The following is an 18391-nucleotide window of genomic DNA, read 5'->3' on the forward strand; positions in this document are numbered from 1 at the left end:
GGAACCGTCCGGGCCCGCGGCCTCGTCGTGGTGCCTGGTGGAACGATCTAGGGAGGGCACGTGAGGTTCGGCTCCGGGATAGCTGGGCTGCTGCGGCGCCGGGCCGGGCAGTGGGCGGTGCGGCTGCGGCGGCGGCGGGCCCAGCGCAGGATCTACCAACTTGCCGTCCTCTTCTGTGCGGTGGCGCTGGCTCCGATCTCGTGGCTGTGGCTCACGGCGGGGGACCGGGTGGGCACGGTGGAGTCCGCGCCGTCGGCGCCGGTGGCGGTCGTCTTCGGGGCCGGGCTGGACCGCGGTCAGCCGACGCCCTATCTGGAGCACCGGCTGGTGGGGGCGCTGGACCTGTACCGGGAGGGGAAGGTCCAGGCGATCCTGGTGACCGGCGACAACGGGCGGGTGGAGTACAGCGAGCCCGACGCGATGTTCCGCTACCTCGTCGACCACGGCGTCCCGGAGGGGCGGGTGGTCCGGGACTACGCGGGCTTCACCACGTGGGACTCCTGCACCCGGGCGCACCGGATCTTCGGGGTGGACCGCGCGGTGCTGGTGAGCCAGGACTTCCACGTCCGGCGGGCGCTGGCGCTGTGCGAGGCGGCCGGGATCGACGCGTACGCCGTCGGGGTGCCCGAGCTGCACGACGTGACGTGGCTGTACGGCGGCCTGCGGGAGATCCCGGGGGCGGGCAAGGCGGCGCTGAGCGCCTGGATGCGGCCGGACCCCGTGTTCCTCGGGCCCGCGGAGGACGGGATCCCGAAGGCGCTGGCGCAGGCCGCCAAGCGGTAGCGGCGGGGTAGCGGCCGGGGCTCGGCCGGGTTCGTACGCACTGTCGGACCCGTGCGGCATGATCGGCGGGTGCGATCACTGCCGAGCATCATCCACCTCGACATGGACGCCTTCTTCGCGGCGGTGGAGCAGGCGGCCAAGCCGAGCCTGCGCGGCAAGCCGGTGATCGTCGGCGGAGTGGGCGGGCGTGGGGTCGTCTCCACCGCGTCGTACGAGGCGCGGAAGTTCGGGGTGCATTCGGCGATGCCGACGGCCCAGGCGCGCCGACTGTGTCCGAACGCGGCCTTCCTGACCGGGCGGTTCGAGGCGTACCGGCAGGTCAGCGACATCGTCATGGGCCTGCTGCGGGAGCTGTCGCCGCTGGTGCAGCCGCTGAGCCTGGACGAGGCGTTCGTCGATCTGGAGGCCGGCCCGTACGGTCCTGCGCTGGCCGAGGCCGACCACGCGACGGGGGAGCGGCTGGTGCTCGCGCTCGCGGAGGACCTGCGGGCCGACATCCGACGGCACACCGGGGTGACCGGGTCGGTCGGGGCGGCCGGGTCCAAGCTGATGGCGAAGATCGCCTCCGAGCGGGCCAAGCCGGACGGGCTGGTGCTGATCGAGCCCGGGCAGGAGCGGGCCGTGCTCGGCCCGATGCCGGTGCGGGCGTTGCCCGGGATCGGGCCGGCCACCGAGCAGGTGCTGCGGCGGGCTGGGCTGAGCACGGTGGCCGACCTCGCGGACGCGGGGGAGGCGGAGCTCGTCCAGCTGCTCGGCAAGGCCCACGGCAGCGGCGTGTACGCCATGTCGATAGGGCTCGACGACCGGCCCGTGGTGGCCGACCAGGACGCCAAGTCGGTGTCGGTGGAGGACACCTTCGAGGTGGACCTGGCCGACCGGGACCGCGTGCTGCGCGAGGTCGAGGTGCTGGCCGCGCGGTGTGTGCGGCGGCTGCGGGCGGCCGGGCGCTCGGGTCGGACGGTGGTGCTCAAGGTCCGCCGCTTCGACTTCTCCACCCTCACCCGTTCGGAGACGCTGCGCGGGCCGACGGACGACGAGACGGTGATCACCGAGACGGCGCGCCGGCTGGCCTCCCAGGTGGACATCACCGGCGGGGTGCGGCTGCTCGGCGTCGGCGTCTCCCAACTCGCGGACTACACCCAGGAGGACCTGTTCGCCCAGGCCGTCCGGGAGGAGGCCGCGCTCGAACACGCCGGGGAGGAGAGCGAGGCCGCGGAGGAGCCGGAGGCGCCCTCCGTGCGGCGCTGGATGCCCGGGCAGGACGTCCACCACGCGGAGTACGGGCCGGGGTGGGTGCAGGGGAGCGGTGTCGGGCGGGTGACCGTGCGGTTCGAGACGCCGTGGAGCGAGCCGGGGCGGGTGCGGACCTTCTCGGTGGACGACCCCGACCTGGCGCCGTCGCGGCCGTTGCCGCTGGTCGAGGGGGAGGACTGGGGCGGCCGGCAGGTCGGCGACGGGGGCGACGACGGCGAGGAAGAACATGGCTGAGAACGCGCTGCGGCCCCACCTGGAAGGGGAGTACCAGATGGGGCCGCGTTCCGTTGCCGGTCCTCGGGCGGTCGCGATGCCCTCCCGACCGTGTGAGGACCGAGCCCCCGCGCCCTGTCCCTGAGCGCGGGGGCGGACGCCTCGTCAGGCGTCGGTCTTGACCAGCTTGTCGCTGGGGGCCTGCCCGGCCGGGGCACCGGAGGCGGTGACCGCGGGGACGGACTTGACGGTGCGGATCAGGAACGGGACGACACCGGCGATGATGCAGACCACGGCAGTGGTCCAGAACGCGTGCTTGTAGGCGTCCAGGGTCGGCAGCTGCACCGGGATCTTGATCGGGAGCTTCATGGTGTCGCCGGTCAGGATGGCGGTCATGACGGCGGTGCCGATCGCGCCGCCGACGGTGCGCAGCACCGAGTTCATGCCGTTGGCGATGCCGCTCTGCTCGACCGGGACGGCGCCGTTGATGTACGCCGGCATCGCGGCGAAGGCGAGGCCGATGCCGAGGCCGAAGATGGCGGAGGCGGTGTAGATGTCGCCCTCGTGGCTGTGACGCAGCGCCAGGTAGGCCATCGCGACGGCGCCGAGGACGCCACCGAGGACCAGCGGCAGACGCGGGCCGCGGCGGGCGATCAGCATCGCGCCGACCGGGGCGGCGACCATCGAGCCGATCGCGGACGGCAGCAGCATGACGCCGGCGTGCAGCACGGTGGCGGTGAAGCCGTAGTGGGCCAGCTTCTCGGGGGTCTGCGAGAAGTTGCTGATGACCATGAACGAGCCGTACATGCCGAAGCCGATCAGCAAGCCGGCCAGGTTGGTGAAGGCGACCGCGGGGCGGGACATCATGCTCAGGTCCACCAGCGGGTGGGCGACCTTGACCTCGATGACGCCCCAGATCAGGGCGACCACGGCGGCGACGGCGAACAGGCCCAGGGTCTTGGTGGAGGTCCAGCCCCAGTGGTTGCCCTGGCTGACCGCGACCAGCAGGGCGGAGAGCCAGCCGGCCAGGGTGAGGGCGCCGAGCGGGTCGGCGCCGCCCTCCTTGTCGGTCACCGGGTCGGTCGGGACGCGGAAGGCGACCAGGGCGACGGCGATCAGGCCGAAGACCAGGCCCATCCAGAAGATCGACTTGTAGTTCCAGTGCTCCAGCAGGAGACCGGTGGCGACCAGGCCGAGGCCGGAGCCGACGCCCATCGAGGCGCTGATGGCGGCGACGCCGCCGGTCACCTTCTGCTTGGGCAGCTCGTCGCGGACGATGCTGATCGCCAGCGGCATCACGCCACCGCCGGCGCCCTGCAGGACGCGGGCGACGATCAGCAGGCTGAACGAGTGGGTGCTGACGGCGAGCGCCGAACCGGCGACCAGACCGGCCAGCGAGATCAGCAGCATCGGCTTGCGGCCCCGGAGGTCGCCGAAGCGGCCCAGGAGGGGAGTCAGCACGGCGGCGGAGAGCAGGTTGGCGGTCATCAGCCAGGTGATGTTGGAGCCGGAGACGTCCAGTTCCTTGGCCAGTGACGGCAGGATCGGGACGACCGCGGTCTGCACCACGCTGAACGACAGCATCGCCAGGATGAGGGCCGGCAGGACCCGGGTGCTGCTCTGCTTCTCGGCCGCGGTGGTGGGCTGTGGTGCCTCACTCACGGTTGCTTCCTCCCGTACATAGTGAATGAACTGAAATAACCATGCAGGGAGATACTTCAGAGTGTCAAATATCGAGTGGTTAAGGTTTGGCAAAGGGGGAGCGGCGGGTGGGGGTTGGGGGGCGCCTGCGGCGGGCTGGGGGTGGGGGGTGGGGTGGAGTGGTGGGGTTTGGCAGAGGGGGAGCGGCGGGTGGGGGCGGGGGCGTCTGTGCTGGGTGGGGGGTGGTGGTCGGGGGCATGGGAAAGGCTCCCGGTGGGGGCCGGGAGCCTTTGAGGGGGTTGCTCAGGAGAGGGGGCGGAGGGAGGCTCCGTTGGGGGTGGGGGTGCCGTTGGGGGTGGCGGGGGTGTCGTCGTGGATCTCGACGTTCTCGCGGCGGAGTTCGTCGTGGATGACCTCTTCCGCCGTGTAGCGCTCGACGACGAGGCGGACGCGCTCGACCGGGGCGAGGTACTTGCGGACCACCGGGCGCTCCTCGCGCAGGGTCACCTCCTCCACCGCCTCGGCGATCTCCTTGTCGGTGAGGGCCGCCCGCTCGGCGTCGCCCACCGGCATCCGCTCCACCCGGACCCGCTCGCGGACCACCGGGACTCGGCGCTCGACCTGCTCGCTCGTCACGTACTTGCGCAGCTTCGCCGTGCCCAGCACGTGCCACTCGGTGGTGATGTCCAGCCGCTCCTCGCGGCAGGTGATCTCGACCGGGCCGCTGGGGGCGGACGGGGCCTCGGTCGCCGGCGCGGCCTGCGGCTTGGGCTGGACGCTGGGCTGGGCCGTGGGCTGGACGGCGGGGGATGGTGCGGTCGTGGTCGGGGCCGCCAACGGGGCGGCGGCGGGCGCGGGGGTGCTGAGGGTCCGCACGTTGGCCTCCGTGGCGGTCGTGGTGGGAGCGGTGGTGAGGGTGGTCGTGGTCATGGGGGCGACCGTCGTGGTGGTGGTGGCGGCCGCGGTGGTGCCGAAGTCGAGGTCGGGCTTCGGGGGCCCGGCGTCGCCGTTCGTCGGCCGGCCGTTCACGGGGGTGTCGAGGCCGTAGTAGCGGTAGAGCTGGAGCTCCTGGGCCGGCGACAGGTGCTGGCCGACGCCGAAGTCCGGCGAGTCCTTGACCAGCGACTTGTCGTACGGCACGCGGAGCTCGTCGCCGGAGAACTCGCTCGTGGTGAGCGGGACGAAGGCGTCCCGGCCGAAGATGCCGGTGCGGACGGCGGCCCACTCCGGCCGGCCGGTGGCGTCGTCCAGGTACACCTCGTCGACGGTGCCGATCTTGTCTCCGTTGCGGTCGACCGCCTTGTGGCCGATCAGGTCGCGGGGGTCGATATCGGTTTGCACTCTTTCCTCCAGTGCGCTGCGCCTGCGGAACGCCCGCAGGACGGCGGCCGGAGCACCCGAACCGTCCGCCACTTCACACCAAAAGCCATCAACCGGACGGCCGCGAGCGGGGTGCGGCCGGACGGGCTGCGGGGTGGGCCGTTCGGGGGACGCGCGTAGACCCCGAGTGACCGGACACACCCGTGATCGAACGGGCTCCCGCTGGTACCCTGGGCCCCGACCGCCGAGCCCGCTCGGGAGAGTCCCCGAAGGCGAAAACCGCTGGTCGGGGCGCCGAAGGAGCAACTCCTCCCCGGAATCTCTCAGGCATCCGTACCGTGTGGGATAGGTCACTCTGGAAAGCAGGGCAGGACCGCCGGCGAGGGAGCCGACGGCCACCACCCTCACCGACGGTGCAAGCCGGCGGGGCGCCCACGGCGCGCCGTGCGGGCGAAGCTCTCAGGTCCCGATGACAGAGGGGGAGGCCTGTCGGGTCCGCCCGCCAGCAGGCCCACCCGCTGTCCGCAGCGGTGCAGGCCGACCGGCGTGCGTACCCCCGCCGGTCCGTGACCAGGAGGCCTCGACCACCATGAACGCCCAGTCGAACGCGGGACGCCCGAGCGGCGCCGTCACCCTCACCGAGCTCGAGCAGGCCAGCCCCTTCGAGAACCGCCACATCGGCCCCGACGCCGCCGCGCAGGAGAAGATGCTGGCCCAGGTCGGCTACGGCTCGCTGGACGAGCTCGCCGCCACCGCCGTGCCCGAGGCGATCCGTTCCATCACGGGCCTGGACCTGCCCGCCGGCCGCAGCGAGGCCCAGGTCCTCGCCGAGCTGCGCGAGCTGGCCGGCCGCAACCGGGTGCTCCAGCCGATGATCGGCCTGGGCTACTACGGCACCTTCACCCCGCCGGTGATCCTGCGTAACGTCCTGGAGAACCCGGCCTGGTACACCGCGTACACCCCGTACCAGCCGGAGATCTCGCAGGGCCGCCTGGAGGCGCTGCTCAACTTCCAGACCCTGGTCTCCGACCTGACCGGCCTGCCCACCTCGGGCTCCTCGCTGCTCGACGAGGGCACCGCCGCCGCCGAGGCGATGGCGCTGGCCCGGCGCGTCACCAAGGTCAAGGGCGGCGTCTTCCTGGTCGACGCCGAGACCCTGCCGCAGACCATCGCGGTGATCAACACCCGCGCCGTGCCGACCGGTGTCGAGGTCGTCGTCGCCGACCTCTCCGCGGGCATCCCGGCCGAGATCGCCGAGCGCGGCGTCTTCGGCGTGCTGCTCCAGTACCCGGGCGCCACCGGTGTCGTGCGCGACCTCACCCCCGTCATCGAGCAGGCCCACGGCCTCGGCGCGATCGTCGCGGTCGCCGCCGACCTGCTGGCGCTGACCCTGCTCAAGTCGCCCGGCTCGCTCGGCGCCGACATCGCCTGCGGCACCTCGCAGCGCTTCGGCGTGCCGATGGGCTTCGGCGGCCCGCACGCCGGCTACCTGTCGGTGCGCGCCGAGTACGCCCGCTCGCTGCCCGGCCGCCTGGTCGGCGTCTCCGTCGACTCGGACGGCAACCGCGCCTACCGCCTGGCGCTGCAGACCCGCGAGCAGCACATCCGCCGCGAGAAGGCCACCAGCAACATCTGCACCGCCCAGGTGCTGCTCGCCGTCATGGCCTCGATGTACGCCGTCTACCACGGCCCGGACGGCCTGGCCGACATCGCCCGCCGCACCCACCGCTACGCCGCCGCCCTCGCCGAGGGCCTGCGGGCCGGCGGCGTCGAGCTGCTGCACGGCGAGTTCTTCGACACCGTGACCGCCGTCGTCCCGGGCCGCGCCGCCGAGATCGCCGCCGCCGCCCGCGCCAACGGCATCAACGTCTTCCAGGACGGCGAGGACCGGATCTCGGTCTCCACCGACGAGACCACCACCCGCGAGCACCTGGCCGGCGTCTGGGCCGCGTTCGGCGTGCCCGCCGTCGAGGCCGCCGAGACCGCCGAGGCGCTGCCCGCCGCGCTGCTGCGCGAGGACGAGTACCTCACCCACCCGGTCTTCCACAGCCACCGCTCGGAGACCGCCATGCTGCGCTACCTGCGCCGCCTGTCGGACCGGGACTACGCGCTGGACCGCGGCATGATCCCGCTGGGCTCCTGCACCATGAAGCTCAACGCGACCACCGAGATGGAGCCGGTGACCTGGCCGGAGTTCGGCCAGCTGCACCCGTTCGCGCCGATCGACCAGGCCCAGGGCTTCCTGACCCTGATCCGCCAGCTGGAGCAGCAGCTGGTCGAGGTGACCGGCTACGACGCCGTCTCGATCCAGCCGAACGCCGGCTCGCAGGGCGAGCTGGCCGGCCTGCTGGCCGTCCGCGCCTACCACCACGCCAACGGCGACACCCAGCGCGATGTCTGCCTGATCCCGTCCTCCGCGCACGGCACCAACGCGGCCTCGGCCGTGATGGCCGGCATGCGGGTCGTCGTGGTCAAGACCCTCGTCGACGGCGACGTGGACGTCGAGGACCTGAAGGCCAAGATCGAGCAGCACCGCGACAGCCTGTCCGTGCTGATGGTCACCTACCCGTCCACCCACGGCGTGTACGAGACCGAGATCACCCAGATCTGCGCCCTGGTGCACGAGGCCGGTGGCCAGGTGTACGTGGACGGCGCCAACCTGAACGCCCTGGTCGGCCTCGCCAAGCCGGGCAAGTTCGGCGCGGACGTCTCGCACCTGAACCTGCACAAGACCTTCTGCATCCCGCACGGCGGCGGCGGCCCGGGCGTCGGCCCGGTCGGGGTGCGCGCCCACCTGGCGCCGTACCTGCCGAACCACCCGCTGCAGGAGGAGGCCGGTCCGGCCACCGGTGTCGGCCCGATCTCGGCGGCGCCGTGGGGCTCGGCGGCGATCCTGCCGATCTCCTGGGCGTACGTCCGGCTGATGGGCGGCGAGGGCCTCAAGCACGCGACCCAGGTCGCCGTGCTGAACGCCAACTACATCGCCAAGCGCCTGGCCCCGCACTTCCCGGTGCTCTACACCGGTCCCGGCGGGCTGGTCGCGCACGAGTGCATCATCGACCTGCGTCCGCTCACCAAGGAGACGGGCGTGACGGTGGACGACATCGCCAAGCGCCTGATCGACTACGGCTTCCACGCGCCGACGATGTCGTTCCCGGTGGCCGGGACGCTGATGATCGAGCCGACCGAGTCCGAGGACCTGCACGAGATCGACCGGTTCTGCGACACGATGATCGCGATCCGCGCCGAGATCGAGAAGGTCGGCTCGGGCGAGTGGGCCGCCGACGACAACCCGCTGTGCAACGCCCCCCACACCGCCGCCACGCTGGCCGGTGACTGGGCGCACGGCTACTCGCGCCAGGAGGCCGTCTTCCCGGCCGGCGTGAACCCGGCGGACAAGTACTGGCCGCCGGTCAGCCGGATCGACGGCGCGTACGGCGACCGCAACCTGGTCTGCTCGTGCCCGCCGCTGGACGAGTACGGCGTCTGATCCTGCCCCGGCAGGTGTGACTGGCAGGGCCCCGGCGGGATGATCCGCCGGGGCCCTGCCCCGTTCGTGGGCTGCCCCCGCGCTTTGGTGGTGGTGCGTGCGTACGGTCGGACCGCGAGGTCAGGCCGCGTGGGCGACCGGGCGGCGCGGCGCGATCACCCGGCCGTCGGGCAGCAGCTCTCCGGTGTCCTCGAACAGGAGGACGCCGTTGCAGAGCAGGCTCCAGCCCTGCTCCGGGTGGCAGGCCACCGGCACGGCCGCCTCGCGGTCCTCGGACTCGGCCGACGGGCACTCAGGACGGTGCTGGCACATACGTACCCTCGCTTCGCTCTGCGATCCTCCCCGTGGGGCGGTCGCCGACGGCGTGCCGTCGGGAACCGCCGCGCAGTCGGATCCTGTCCGCGCGCCGACCAGGTGTTGAGCGGCGCTCAAGTGGGTAGGACAGGTGGTCCTTCCACGCTGGTTCCCAGTGTCGGCATCTACGGACGCGCGCGCAGCGATTTCGTGACATGCGCCACAACTCCCGGGCAGAGATCACCCGTTCAGGTGGGCTCAGCCGGGAATGACGCACAAACGGGTCAGGCGCAAGGTGACCCGTCGGGGCCATGGACGGTGACCCGTTCGGGTGAGTGAGGGGTCCGGGGAAGCCCGGGGTAGGGGGGAGCGGCAGGGGTCCGCGGGTCAGGAGGTGCCGAGGAGCAGCGGCTTGACGAGCGGGGCGCGCGCGAGCAGCGGGAGGAGCTCGGCGGCCGGGTACGCGCGGTGCGCGGTGACGCCGAGCGGCGCCGGGGCGAGCGGGATCAGCAGGTCGGCGGCCGGGCCGGCGTCGGGGCTGTGCAGCCACAGCGCCGTCGCGTACTGGCCGGGGAAGGTCAGCAGGCGGGGCTGGTGGCGGACCCGGGAGCCCTGTGCGAGCTGCCAGGCCTGGCGCAGCGCCCGGACGGTGGAGTCCAGGTAGGGGCCGGCGGTGAAGTGGGAGAACGTGTGGCCCTCGATGTCCAGCACCACCTCCGCGGCGGCGGCCACGTCGGCGCCGTCCTTGATCAGGAAGCGCCAGCCCGTCCGCCGGGCGGCCGTGAGCTCGGGGCGCGGGCCCTCCAGGACGTGGACGGCGAGCGGGTGCGCGGGCAGCAGGGGGCCGGCCGGATGACGCAGCGCTGCGGCGGCGGGCTGGCGCAGCGCGGTCTCCGAGTCGAGTGCGGCGAGGACCGCGCGCAGGGCGCTCGGCGGGGGTTGCGGGGTCTGCAGAGTCATGGCGAGGTCGCCTCTCCGTGTGAGATCGGCGTGCGAGTGCGGCATACCGGCGTGGCGCGGTGTGTCATCGGTGACGGGACCTGGCCGTGTCCGGTTGTGCAGGATCGCGGAGCCGGCGCGGTCGCCGCCCTCGACGAGGGCCTCGGGGCGGGGAGCGGACCGGCCGGAGCGCAGTGCGAATTCTATCGAACAGGTGCGCAGGGTGACCTGTTTATCACAGGCGGTGGCCGCGGGCAAGTCGGCAGATACTCTGAATAGTCGTCAGTTTCCTTGCATTGCAAGCCCGTACGCGCCTTCGGGTATCGATCTTCCGGGTGGGCATGATGTCTGGCACGGTCGGTCGGGCCGGCGGCTCAGGAGGAGGGGACCATGGGCGAGAAGGTCGTGGCGACGCGAGCGGACCTGGCGGACCGGCAGCTGTACCGGCGAAAGCTCCAGGCCTGTCTCGACGCGCTCGGTCGGATGCTGCGCGAGGACCGCTTCGACCGGCCGCGCGCGGTGATGGGCGTGGAGATCGAGCTCAACCTGGCGGACGAGCAGGGACTGCCGGTGATGCGCAACGCGCAGGTGCTGAGCTCGATCGGCTCCAGCGACTTCCAGACCGAACTCGGCCGGTTCAACATCGAGGTGAACATCGCGCCGCACCGGCTGGGCGGGCACGTCTTCGAGGAGCTGCGCGAGGAGATCGACACCGGGCTGCGCTACGCCGACCGGCGGGCGGCCGAGGCGGGCGCGCGGATCGTCATGGTGGGCATCCTGCCGACGCTGGAGCACGACCACACCGGGCTGGACGCGATGTCCCACAACCAGCGGTACAGCCTGCTCAGCGACCAGATCCTGGCCGCGCGCGGCGAGGACATCTCGCTGGACATCGAGGGCGTCGAGCGCCTCCAGCTGGAGTCGATCACCATGGTGGCGGAGGCGGCGGCGACCTCGCTGCAGCTGCACCTCCAGGTGACGCCGCAGCGGTTCTCCTCGGTGTGGAACGCGGCGCAGGCGATCTGCGGGCCGCAGCTCGCGCTGGGTGCCAACTCGCCGTTCCTGTTCGGGCGGGAGTTGTGGCGCGAGACCCGGCCGGTGCTGTTCCAGCAGGCCTGCGACACCCGTTCGGCGGAGCTCAAGGCGCAGGGCGTACGCCCGATCACGTGGTTCGGCGAGCGCTGGGTGGACTCGGCGTACGACCTCTTCGAGGAGAACCTGCGGTACTTCCCGGCGCTGCTGCCGATCTGCGACGACGAGGACCCGCTGAAGGTGCTGGCCTCCGGCGGCGCGCCCCGGCTGGCGGAGATGCGGCTGCACAACGGGACGATCTACCGGTGGAACCGGCCGGTGTACGACGTCAGCGGCGGCGTGCCGCACCTGCGGGTGGAGAACCGGGCGCTGCCGGCCGGGCCGACCGTCGCCGACACGCTGGCGAACGCGGCCTTCTACTACGGGGTGGTGCGGGTGCTGGCCGAGCAGCCGCGGCCGGTGTGGACCAGGCTGCCGTTCGACCGGGCGGACGAGAACTTCCGGCAGGCGGCGCGGTACGGCGTCGACGCCGTCTTCCAGTGGCCGCGGTCGGGCCGGGCGGGGCGCGGCGGCGGGCTGACCACGGTGTCCGCGGTCGACCTGGTGCTGGGCGAGCTGCTGCCGATGGCGTACCAGGGGCTGGACGCGTGGGGCGTGGAGCCGGCCGACCGGGACCGCTACCTGGGGATCATCGAGCAGCGGTGCCTGCGGCGGACCAACGGCGCGTCCTGGCAGAGCGCGACCTTCCACCGGCTGCGGGAGCAGTACGGGATGGACCGGCCGGCGGCGCTCGCGGCGATGACCCGGCGGTACATCGAGCACATGCGGGGCGGCGAGCCGGTGCACACCTGGCCGGTGGGGTAGGCGCCTGCGGGCGGGGGGGATCGGCGGTTGGATCGTCCGGCCGCTGTGTCAGGATGATCGCTCCGGTGGTCGGCCGACGGCCGGAGGCCTGATCGCCGCACTGGAGCCCGCCCGTGACCACCGTCCCGACCGAACCGGAGACCGCGCGGCCGACGCGCCGCCTGCTGGGCGCCGAGCTGCTGATCGTCCTCGGGCTGTCGCTCGGGGCCAGCGGCATCCGGGCGGTGATCGACTTCGCGGGCTCGCTCACCGCGCCGCTCTCGATCGGCGAGCAGGTCGCGACGCTGAACGCCTCACAGGCGCCCAAGCGGCCCTGGCTCGACCTCGCGTTGCAGCTGTACTACATCGGGCGCGGGCTGATGCCGGTCGTCCTGGTCGGCTACCTGTTGGTGCGCGAGGGCGCCGCGCTGCGGGTGCTGGGCTTCGACCTGCGGCAGAAGCTGCGGGACCTGGGGCGCGGCGCGGTCGTCGCCGCCGTGATCGGCGGGTCCGGGCTGCTGCTGTACCTGGCCTCGCAGGCGGCCGGGTACAACCTGAAGGTGGCGCCGTCGGGGCTGCCGGACGTGTGGTGGCGGGTGCCGGTGCTCGTCCTCTCGGCGTGGCAGAACGCGATCCTGGAGGAGGTCGTCGTCCTCGGCTACCTGCTGCGCCGGCTGGGGCAGTTGGGGTGGTCGTGGCCGGCGGCGGTGGTCGCGAGTTCGGTGCTGCGCGGCTCGTACCACCTGTACCAGGGGGTCGGCGGGCTGGTCGGCAACATGGTGATGGGCGCGGTGTTCTGCCTGGCGTACCGGCGGTGGGGGCGGGTGATGCCGCTGGTGATGGCGCACGCGCTGATCGACACGGTGGCCTTCGTCGGGTACGCGGTGCTCGCCGGGAACGTCAGTTGGCTGCCGACCCCTTGACCGGGTTGGCGGAGAGCCGGGCCAGGGCGCGCGGCGGGCGGGAGAGGAGGCGGTCGACGTGGCGGCGTTCGAGGCCCTGGCCGGGGTCGATGGGCAGGAGGACGCGGTCGCGGCGCCACAGCGAATTGCGCACCAGGCGCCCGGGGATGACGTCGTCCACCCAGGCGAACGGACGGCCGTCGGCGTAGCGCAGCAGCGGGGCCCACTTGCGGGACGAGAACAGCTGCATGAGGGGGACGCGCGGATCGTCGGGCTGCGGGACGTAGCCGGTGAAGCGGACGAACGGGAGCTCGGGCAGGCCGATCGCGGGGGCGATGTGGGTGTTGGCGTGCTCCTCCCACGTGGTGGCCCACACGAGCTCGTACGTGCCGGCGAGTTCGCGCAGCCAGTCGCCGTGGCGGGCGGAGAGCAGGACCGAGTAGCCGAGCAGGGTGTGGGTGTCGAACCCGGCGTCGGGGTGCGGGCAGACCGGGTTGAGGACGCCGTCGACGTCCAGGAACAGCAGTGGCTTCGGCACCAATGGCCCCCCAGGTGGCGGTGATTGACTCACCACGTCGGACGAACCGCGTGCGCCGGTGGTTGCGCACCGCCGGGCGCACGCGGGGCGCAGGGGGCGCTCGGGGGGCCGGGTGCGGCTACCCGAGGCCGCCTGAGGTGGCTATCCGAGGTGGCCCCGGAGGAAGGTCAGGGTGCGGCGCCAGGCGGTGCGGGCCTGGAGGGCGTCGTAGGTGCCGATCAGGTTCTCGTCGTTCATGAAGGCGTGCCCGGCCGGGTAGAAGTGGATCTCCGGGCGGATGTCGGTGGCCTCGCCGATGCGGGTCGCCGCCTCGTCGACGGCGGTCACCGGGATCGAGCGGTCGTGTTCGCCGAAGTGGCCGAGGACGTGGGCGGTGAGGCCGCGGTAGTCGAAGTCCGGGTCGGGCGGGAGGCCGTAGAAGGGGACGGCGGCGGCCACCTTGTCGCCGGCGCGGGCGGCCAGCAGCAGGGCGAAGCCGCCGCCCATGCAGAAGCCGACCACGCCGACCGCGTCGCCGACGACGCCGTCCAGCGCGAGCAGGTGGTCGACGGCGCCGGCGAGGTCCGTCACGGCGCGCTCGACGGGCAGTTCGCGCCTGAGGCGGGCGGCTTCGGCGCTGTCGTGGGTCGTCGCGCCGCCGAAGAGGTCGGGCGCGAGGACGGTGAAGCCCTCGGTGGCGAAGCGGTCGGCCATGTCGGCGATGTGGGAGGTGAGGCCCCACCACTCCTGCACGACGACGAGGCCGGGGCCGACGCCCTGGGGCGGGCGGGCCAGGTAGCCGTGCGCGGTACGGCCGTTGCTCGGGAAGGTGACGTTCTGCCGGGAGCCGCCGTGGTCAGGCATGGCTTCCTCTCGGTGGGTCGGGCCGTGTGCGGCGGTCGTGGGGAAGGGGAGGGGGAGGGGAGAGGGGGAGGTCGGGTGGGGTCGGGTGGGGTCGGGTGGGGTCAGCCCATTTCCTCCAGGGCGCGGCCCTTGGTCTCCCTGATGCAGAAGGCCACGAACGGGATCGACAGCAGGGCGAAGGCCGCGTAGATCACGTACGTCGCCGAGAGGTTCCAGTCGGCGAGGTCCGGGAAGCTCACGGTGATGGCCCAGTTGGCGATCCACTGGGCCGAGGCGGCGACGGACAGGGCGAGGGCGCGGATCCGGTTGGGGAACATCTCGCCGAGCAGCACCCAGACCACGACGCCCCAGGAGAAGGCGAAGCAGAGCACGAAGACGTGCGCGGCGACCAGGGCGACGGTGGCGTGGGTGTTGTCGAGGGTCGCGGTGTCGCCGGTGCCGTGCCGGTAGGAGAACGCCCACGCGGCGGTGCCGAGCGCGAGCGCCATGCCGATCGAGCCGGCGAGGGCGAGCGGCTTGCGGCCGATCCGGTCCACCAGCGCCATCGCGATCACCGTGCCGATCACGTTGATGATCGAGGTGGAGAGGCTGATCAGCAGCGAGTTGGACTCGTTGATGCCGACCGACTGCCAGAGGAACGACGAGTAGTAGAAGATCACGTTGATGCCGACGAACTGCTGGAACGCCGAGGCGCCGATGCCCACCCAGACGATCGGCAGCAGGCCGAAACGCCCGCCGAGCAGGTCCCGCAGGCGCGGCTTGTGCGCGGACTCCAGGACGGCGCGGATCTCCGCGACCCGGGCGTCCAGGTCGACCCCCTCGCCCTCGACCTCCGTGAGCACCTTGCGGGCCTGCGCCTCGCGGTGGTCGGCGATCAGGTAGCGCGGCGACTCCGGGATGGAGAGCGCCATCAGCCCGTACACGAGGGCGGGGATCGTCTCCACGCCGAGCATCCACTGCCACGCCTGGATGCCGCCGAGGTGGCCGGTGGACGCGCCGCCGGCGGCCTGGTTGAGCCCCCAGTTGGCCAGCTGGGAGACGGTGATGCCGAGCACGATCGCCATCTGCTGGAACGACGCGAGCCGGCCGCGGTACGCCGTCGGGGCGACCTCGGCGATGTAGGTGGGGGCGATGACGGACGCGATGCCGATCGCGACGCCGCCCACCACGCGCCAGGTGGCGAGCACCTGGATGCTCGGCGGGAACATCGAACCGATGCCGCTGATCGCGAAGAGCGTCGCGGCCAGCAGCATCGTGCGGACCCGGCCGAGGTGGTCGGCGAGCCGGCCGGCGACCACCGCGCCGCCGGCCGAGCCGAGCAGCGCGATGGCCACGACGAAGGCCGTCTCGCCGTTGCCCACCCCGAAGTGCTTCTGGATGCCGGTGACCGCGCCGTTGATCACGGCGCTGTCGTAGCCGAACAGGAAGCCGCCCATCGCCGCGGCCGCGGAGATGAACACGACGTGTCCGAGGTGGGCCTCTCCGGTGGTGGACCGGGTGTTGACTGTCGACACGCGCGCTCCCCGAGGTGGACGGGCCCGCCCGGCGGGGGTGGCGGCGTGCGGGGCGCCGGTGCCGTCGGGCGGGCAGGGTACGTCTCACATTCGACCAGCGGCCGGGGGTGGAGGCCCGGTTTCGTGGGCCGATCGGGTGCGGTGGTGTCGGGGTTTCACCGGCGTGTGCGGTGAGCGGTGAGTGGTGTGCGGCGGCGTGCGGTGGCGTGACGCGGGTTCAGCCGGCGGTGCGACGCGGGTTCAGGCGGTGGTGCGGCGTCCGTGGCGGCGCAGCAGCTGGGTGCGGGCCAGGGCGTCTTGGCCGCCGCCGCGTTCGGCGAGGCGGTCGGCGATCGCGTGCTGCTCGTCGGCCGGCTTCTTGTCGTCGTACTTGAACTTGGCGCGCACCTGGAGGACCGTCAGGCGCAGTCCGCGCAGGCCCGGGAGCAGCCTGGAGAACTCGCCCTCGCCCGGGACGACCCGGGTGCCGGGGGTCTCGGGCTGGAAGTGGGCCAGCTGGCGGTTGAGGATCTCCGCCTTCTCCGCCGCCGACTCCACGATCTCCGCCGTGCACTGGAAGTGGACGGACGCGTAGTAACTGGTGGGCGTGCCGGGCTCGCCGCGCCAGTGGCCGGGCGCGAAGGCGTAGCCGTCGGTGACCGCGAGGGTGACGTGCGGGTCGGCCCGGACGGCGGCCAGCAGCGGGTTGGGCGCGGCGAGGTGCAGGAGGATCTCGCCGCGGTCGGCGTCGAGCAGGAAGTGCGTCGGGACCAGGACGGGGCCCTCGTCCTGCCGGCCGTTGGCGGCGAGCAGGCCGAAGTCCCGGCCTTCGGCCAGCCAGGCGCGCCATTCGGCCTCGTCGCCGCGGTCCCAGGAACGGATCAGCATGGGGTGGTTCGCTTCGCTGTGGTGGTGGGTGTGGGCGTGGTGGGTGTGGGCGTGGTGGGTGTGGGCGTGGTGGGTGTGGGCGTGGTGGGTGTGGTGGTGCTGGGTGTGATGGTGCGGTGCCTCGGGTGGTCAGCCGACCAGCTCGCGCAGGTGCGCGGGGAGCGGGACGGTAGTGGAGGCGGCCGGGGCGGGGGTGCCGAAGCCGCTGGTCACGGGGACGACGCCGGCCCAGTGCGGCAGGTCGACGTCCTCGGGCTCGTCGTTGGCGCCGTCGTCGCGGGACTTGGCGGAGACCTCGTCCAGGTCGAGGCGGATCACGGCGGTGGCGGCGAGCTCCTTGGCGTTGGCCGGACGGACCTCGGCCGAGCGGCCCGGGACGGTCTGGTCGACCAGCGCGTCCAGCGCGACGTTCAGCTCCTCCGGGTCGGTGACCTGGTGGGCGGTGCCGTGGGCCACCACCGAGCGGAAGTTGACGGAGTGGTTGAACGCGGACTTGGTGAGCACCAGGGCGTCGACCAGGGTGACGGTGACGCAGACCTTCAGGCCCTCGTCGCCCTTGGCACCGCGCAGCGGGCGGCTGCCGGTGGAACCGTGGATGTACAGGCGGCCGCCGACGCGGGCGTAGACCGTCGGCAGGACGACCGGGGCGCCGTCGGCGACGAAGCCGAGGTGGCAGAGGTAGGTGCTGTCGAGGATCGCGTGGATCGCGTCCCGCTCCCAGGTGGCGCGGTCCTTGTAGCGGGTCGGGGTGGTGCGGGCGGTACGGGCGTAGGTGGTGCCGTCCGGGGTGCTGCTGTCCGACGTAGTGCTGTCCGTGGCGGGGACCGACATGACAAACCTCTATGTACTAGTGCATAATTTGCTTTGTGCTAGGAGACTATCCGCTGAAAGGGCGACGCGCCAGCGAAATCGCGGCCCACATCGAACAGGGCGTCAGCGGCGGGCAGCTCGCGCCCGGAACCGCGCTCCCCCCGCTGCGCGACCTCGCCGCCGAGCTCGGCGTCAACGCCAACACCGTCGCCGCCGCCTACCGGCTGCTCCGCGACCGCGGTGTGATCGAGACCGCCGGCCGCAAGGGCAGCCGCATCCTGCCCCGGCCCGCCCTCACCACCCGCGACCAGATCCGCGTGCCCGTGCCCCCGCACGCCCGCGACCTGTCCGCCGGCAACCCCGACCCGGCCCTCCTGCCCGACCTCGCCCGGGCCCTCGCCGCCGCGGCCGAAGCCGCCCGCGCCGACCCCGTCCTCTACGGGCACCCTTCCGTCGACCCGGGCCTGCTCGCCCTCGCCAGTGCCTCCTTCGAGGCCGACGGCCTGCCCGGTGGCCCGATCGCCGTCGCCTCCGGCTCCCTCGACACCGTCGAGCGCATCCTCGGCACGAGGCTGCGCCCCGGCGACGCGGTGGCCGTCGAGGACCCGGGCTGGGGCAGCCTGCTCGACCTGCTGCCGGCGATGGGCCTGCGCCCCGCGCCCGTCCGGCTCGACGACGAGGGCCCGCTGCCCGACTCGCTCGCCGCGGCGCTCGATGACGGCGCCCGCGCCGTCATCGTCACCAGCCGGGCGCAGAACCCGACCGGCGCCGCGCTCACCGCCGCGCGGGCCGAGGCCCTGCGCGCGGTGCTGGCCGGGCACCCCGGCGTGCTGCTGATCGAGGACGACCACGGGCACGGCATGGTCGACCAGGCCTACTACCCGCTGGCCGGCGCCGGTTCACGGCACTGGGTGGTCGTGCGGTCCGCCGCCAAGGCGTACGGGCCCGACCTGCGGCTGTCCGTGGCCGTCGGCGACCCGGACACCATCGGGCGCGTCTCCGGGCGGCTGCGGCTCGGCGCGGGCTGGGTCAGCCACCTGCTCCAGCGGACCGTCGCCGAGCTCTGGCGCACCGACGCGGCGCCTGTCGCCACCGTGGCCGCCGTCTA

15 protein-coding genes and 1 riboswitch are annotated in these 18391 nt (G+C 72.9%); of the genes, 6 read left to right on the forward strand and 9 right to left on the reverse strand.

The features are described from left to right. The first annotated feature begins 60 nt into the window (after nucleotides 1-60). Entirely contained in the window at nucleotides 61-783 is a 723-nt protein-coding gene (locus tag AB0O00_RS13510; RefSeq protein ID WP_363651264.1) for an ElyC/SanA/YdcF family protein, read from the forward strand. 69 nt (nucleotides 784-852) lie between these two features. After that, entirely contained in the window at nucleotides 853-2271 is a 1419-nt protein-coding gene (locus AB0O00_RS13515; RefSeq protein ID WP_363651266.1) for a DNA polymerase IV, read from the forward strand. A 144-nt stretch (nucleotides 2272-2415) separates the two neighbouring features. Here AB0O00_RS13515 and AB0O00_RS13520 read toward each other — a convergent pair whose 3' ends face one another. After that, nucleotides 2416-3912: an MFS transporter gene (locus AB0O00_RS13520; protein ID WP_363651267.1), complete on the reverse strand. Its 1497-nt coding sequence runs from the start codon at nucleotides 3910-3912 to the stop codon at nucleotides 2416-2418. A 282-nt stretch (nucleotides 3913-4194) separates the two neighbouring features. Further along, a complete protein-coding gene (locus AB0O00_RS13525) occupies nucleotides 4195-5232 on the reverse strand; it encodes a PRC and DUF2382 domain-containing protein (RefSeq protein ID WP_363651269.1) in 1038 nt (345 codons plus the stop codon). A 224-nt stretch (nucleotides 5233-5456) separates the two neighbouring features. Continuing rightward, nucleotides 5457-5560: riboswitch (glycine riboswitch) on the forward strand. 240 nt (nucleotides 5561-5800) lie between these two features. On the opposite strand from AB0O00_RS13525, the gene gcvP reads away from it, so the two are divergent. Beyond that, nucleotides 5801-8701, forward strand: coding sequence for an aminomethyl-transferring glycine dehydrogenase (gcvP, locus tag AB0O00_RS13530; RefSeq protein WP_363651271.1), 2901 nt, complete (start codon nucleotides 5801-5803; stop codon nucleotides 8699-8701). A gap of 120 nt (nucleotides 8702-8821) precedes the next feature. On the opposite strand, the gene AB0O00_RS13535 is transcribed toward gcvP, so the two are convergent. Next, complete coding sequence (locus tag AB0O00_RS13535; protein ID WP_148641485.1) at nucleotides 8822-9013, reverse strand: DUF5999 family protein; 192 nt, start codon at nucleotides 9011-9013, stop codon at nucleotides 8822-8824. 369 nt (nucleotides 9014-9382) lie between these two features. Then, nucleotides 9383-9955 (reverse strand): hypothetical protein, encoded by a 573-nt coding sequence (locus AB0O00_RS13540; protein ID WP_363651273.1) that lies wholly within the window; start codon nucleotides 9953-9955, stop codon nucleotides 9383-9385. A 369-nt stretch (nucleotides 9956-10324) separates the two neighbouring features. Between AB0O00_RS13540 and AB0O00_RS13545 the strand changes: the two genes are divergently transcribed. Together AB0O00_RS13545 and AB0O00_RS13550 are read left to right on the forward strand one after the other, a co-directional pair. Further along, on the forward strand, nucleotides 10325-11830 hold the full coding sequence (locus AB0O00_RS13545) for a glutamate--cysteine ligase (protein ID WP_363651275.1): 1506 nt from the start codon (nucleotides 10325-10327) through the stop codon (nucleotides 11828-11830). 113 nt (nucleotides 11831-11943) lie between these two features. Continuing rightward, the gene (locus tag AB0O00_RS13550; protein WP_363651277.1) at nucleotides 11944-12732 is read left to right on the forward strand and encodes a CPBP family intramembrane glutamic endopeptidase; all 789 of its coding nucleotides are present in this window, start codon (nucleotides 11944-11946) and stop codon (nucleotides 12730-12732) included. Here the strand turns inward: AB0O00_RS13550 and AB0O00_RS13555 are convergent. The 5 genes from AB0O00_RS13555 to AB0O00_RS13575 form a co-directional block, all read right to left on the reverse strand. After that, nucleotides 12710-13249, reverse strand: a complete 540-nt coding sequence (locus tag AB0O00_RS13555; protein WP_363651279.1) for an HAD domain-containing protein — start codon at nucleotides 13247-13249, stop codon at nucleotides 12710-12712. The genes AB0O00_RS13550 and AB0O00_RS13555 overlap by 23 nt on opposite strands. Before the next feature lie 141 nt (nucleotides 13250-13390). Further along, nucleotides 13391-14092, reverse strand: a complete 702-nt coding sequence (locus AB0O00_RS13560; protein ID WP_363651281.1) for an alpha/beta fold hydrolase — start codon at nucleotides 14090-14092, stop codon at nucleotides 13391-13393. A gap of 101 nt (nucleotides 14093-14193) precedes the next feature. Beyond that, the gene (locus AB0O00_RS13565) at nucleotides 14194-15606 is read right to left on the reverse strand and encodes a sugar porter family MFS transporter (protein WP_363651283.1); all 1413 of its coding nucleotides are present in this window, start codon (nucleotides 15604-15606) and stop codon (nucleotides 14194-14196) included. A gap of 240 nt (nucleotides 15607-15846) precedes the next feature. Beyond that, nucleotides 15847-16473: an FMN-binding negative transcriptional regulator gene (locus AB0O00_RS13570; protein ID WP_363651285.1), complete on the reverse strand. Its 627-nt coding sequence runs from the start codon at nucleotides 16471-16473 to the stop codon at nucleotides 15847-15849. 129 nt (nucleotides 16474-16602) lie between these two features. Further along, entirely contained in the window at nucleotides 16603-17304 is a 702-nt protein-coding gene (locus AB0O00_RS13575) for a pyridoxamine 5'-phosphate oxidase family protein (protein WP_363651287.1), read from the reverse strand. A gap of 35 nt (nucleotides 17305-17339) precedes the next feature. Here AB0O00_RS13575 and AB0O00_RS13580 point away from each other — a divergent pair. Then, nucleotides 17340-18391 (forward strand): aminotransferase class I/II-fold pyridoxal phosphate-dependent enzyme (locus AB0O00_RS13580; RefSeq protein WP_363651289.1); only part of this gene is annotated, 1052 nt, incomplete at its 3' end.

This window comes from Kitasatospora sp. NPDC093558 (genome assembly GCF_040683475.1).
GTDB lineage: Bacteria > Actinomycetota > Actinomycetes > Streptomycetales > Streptomycetaceae > Kitasatospora.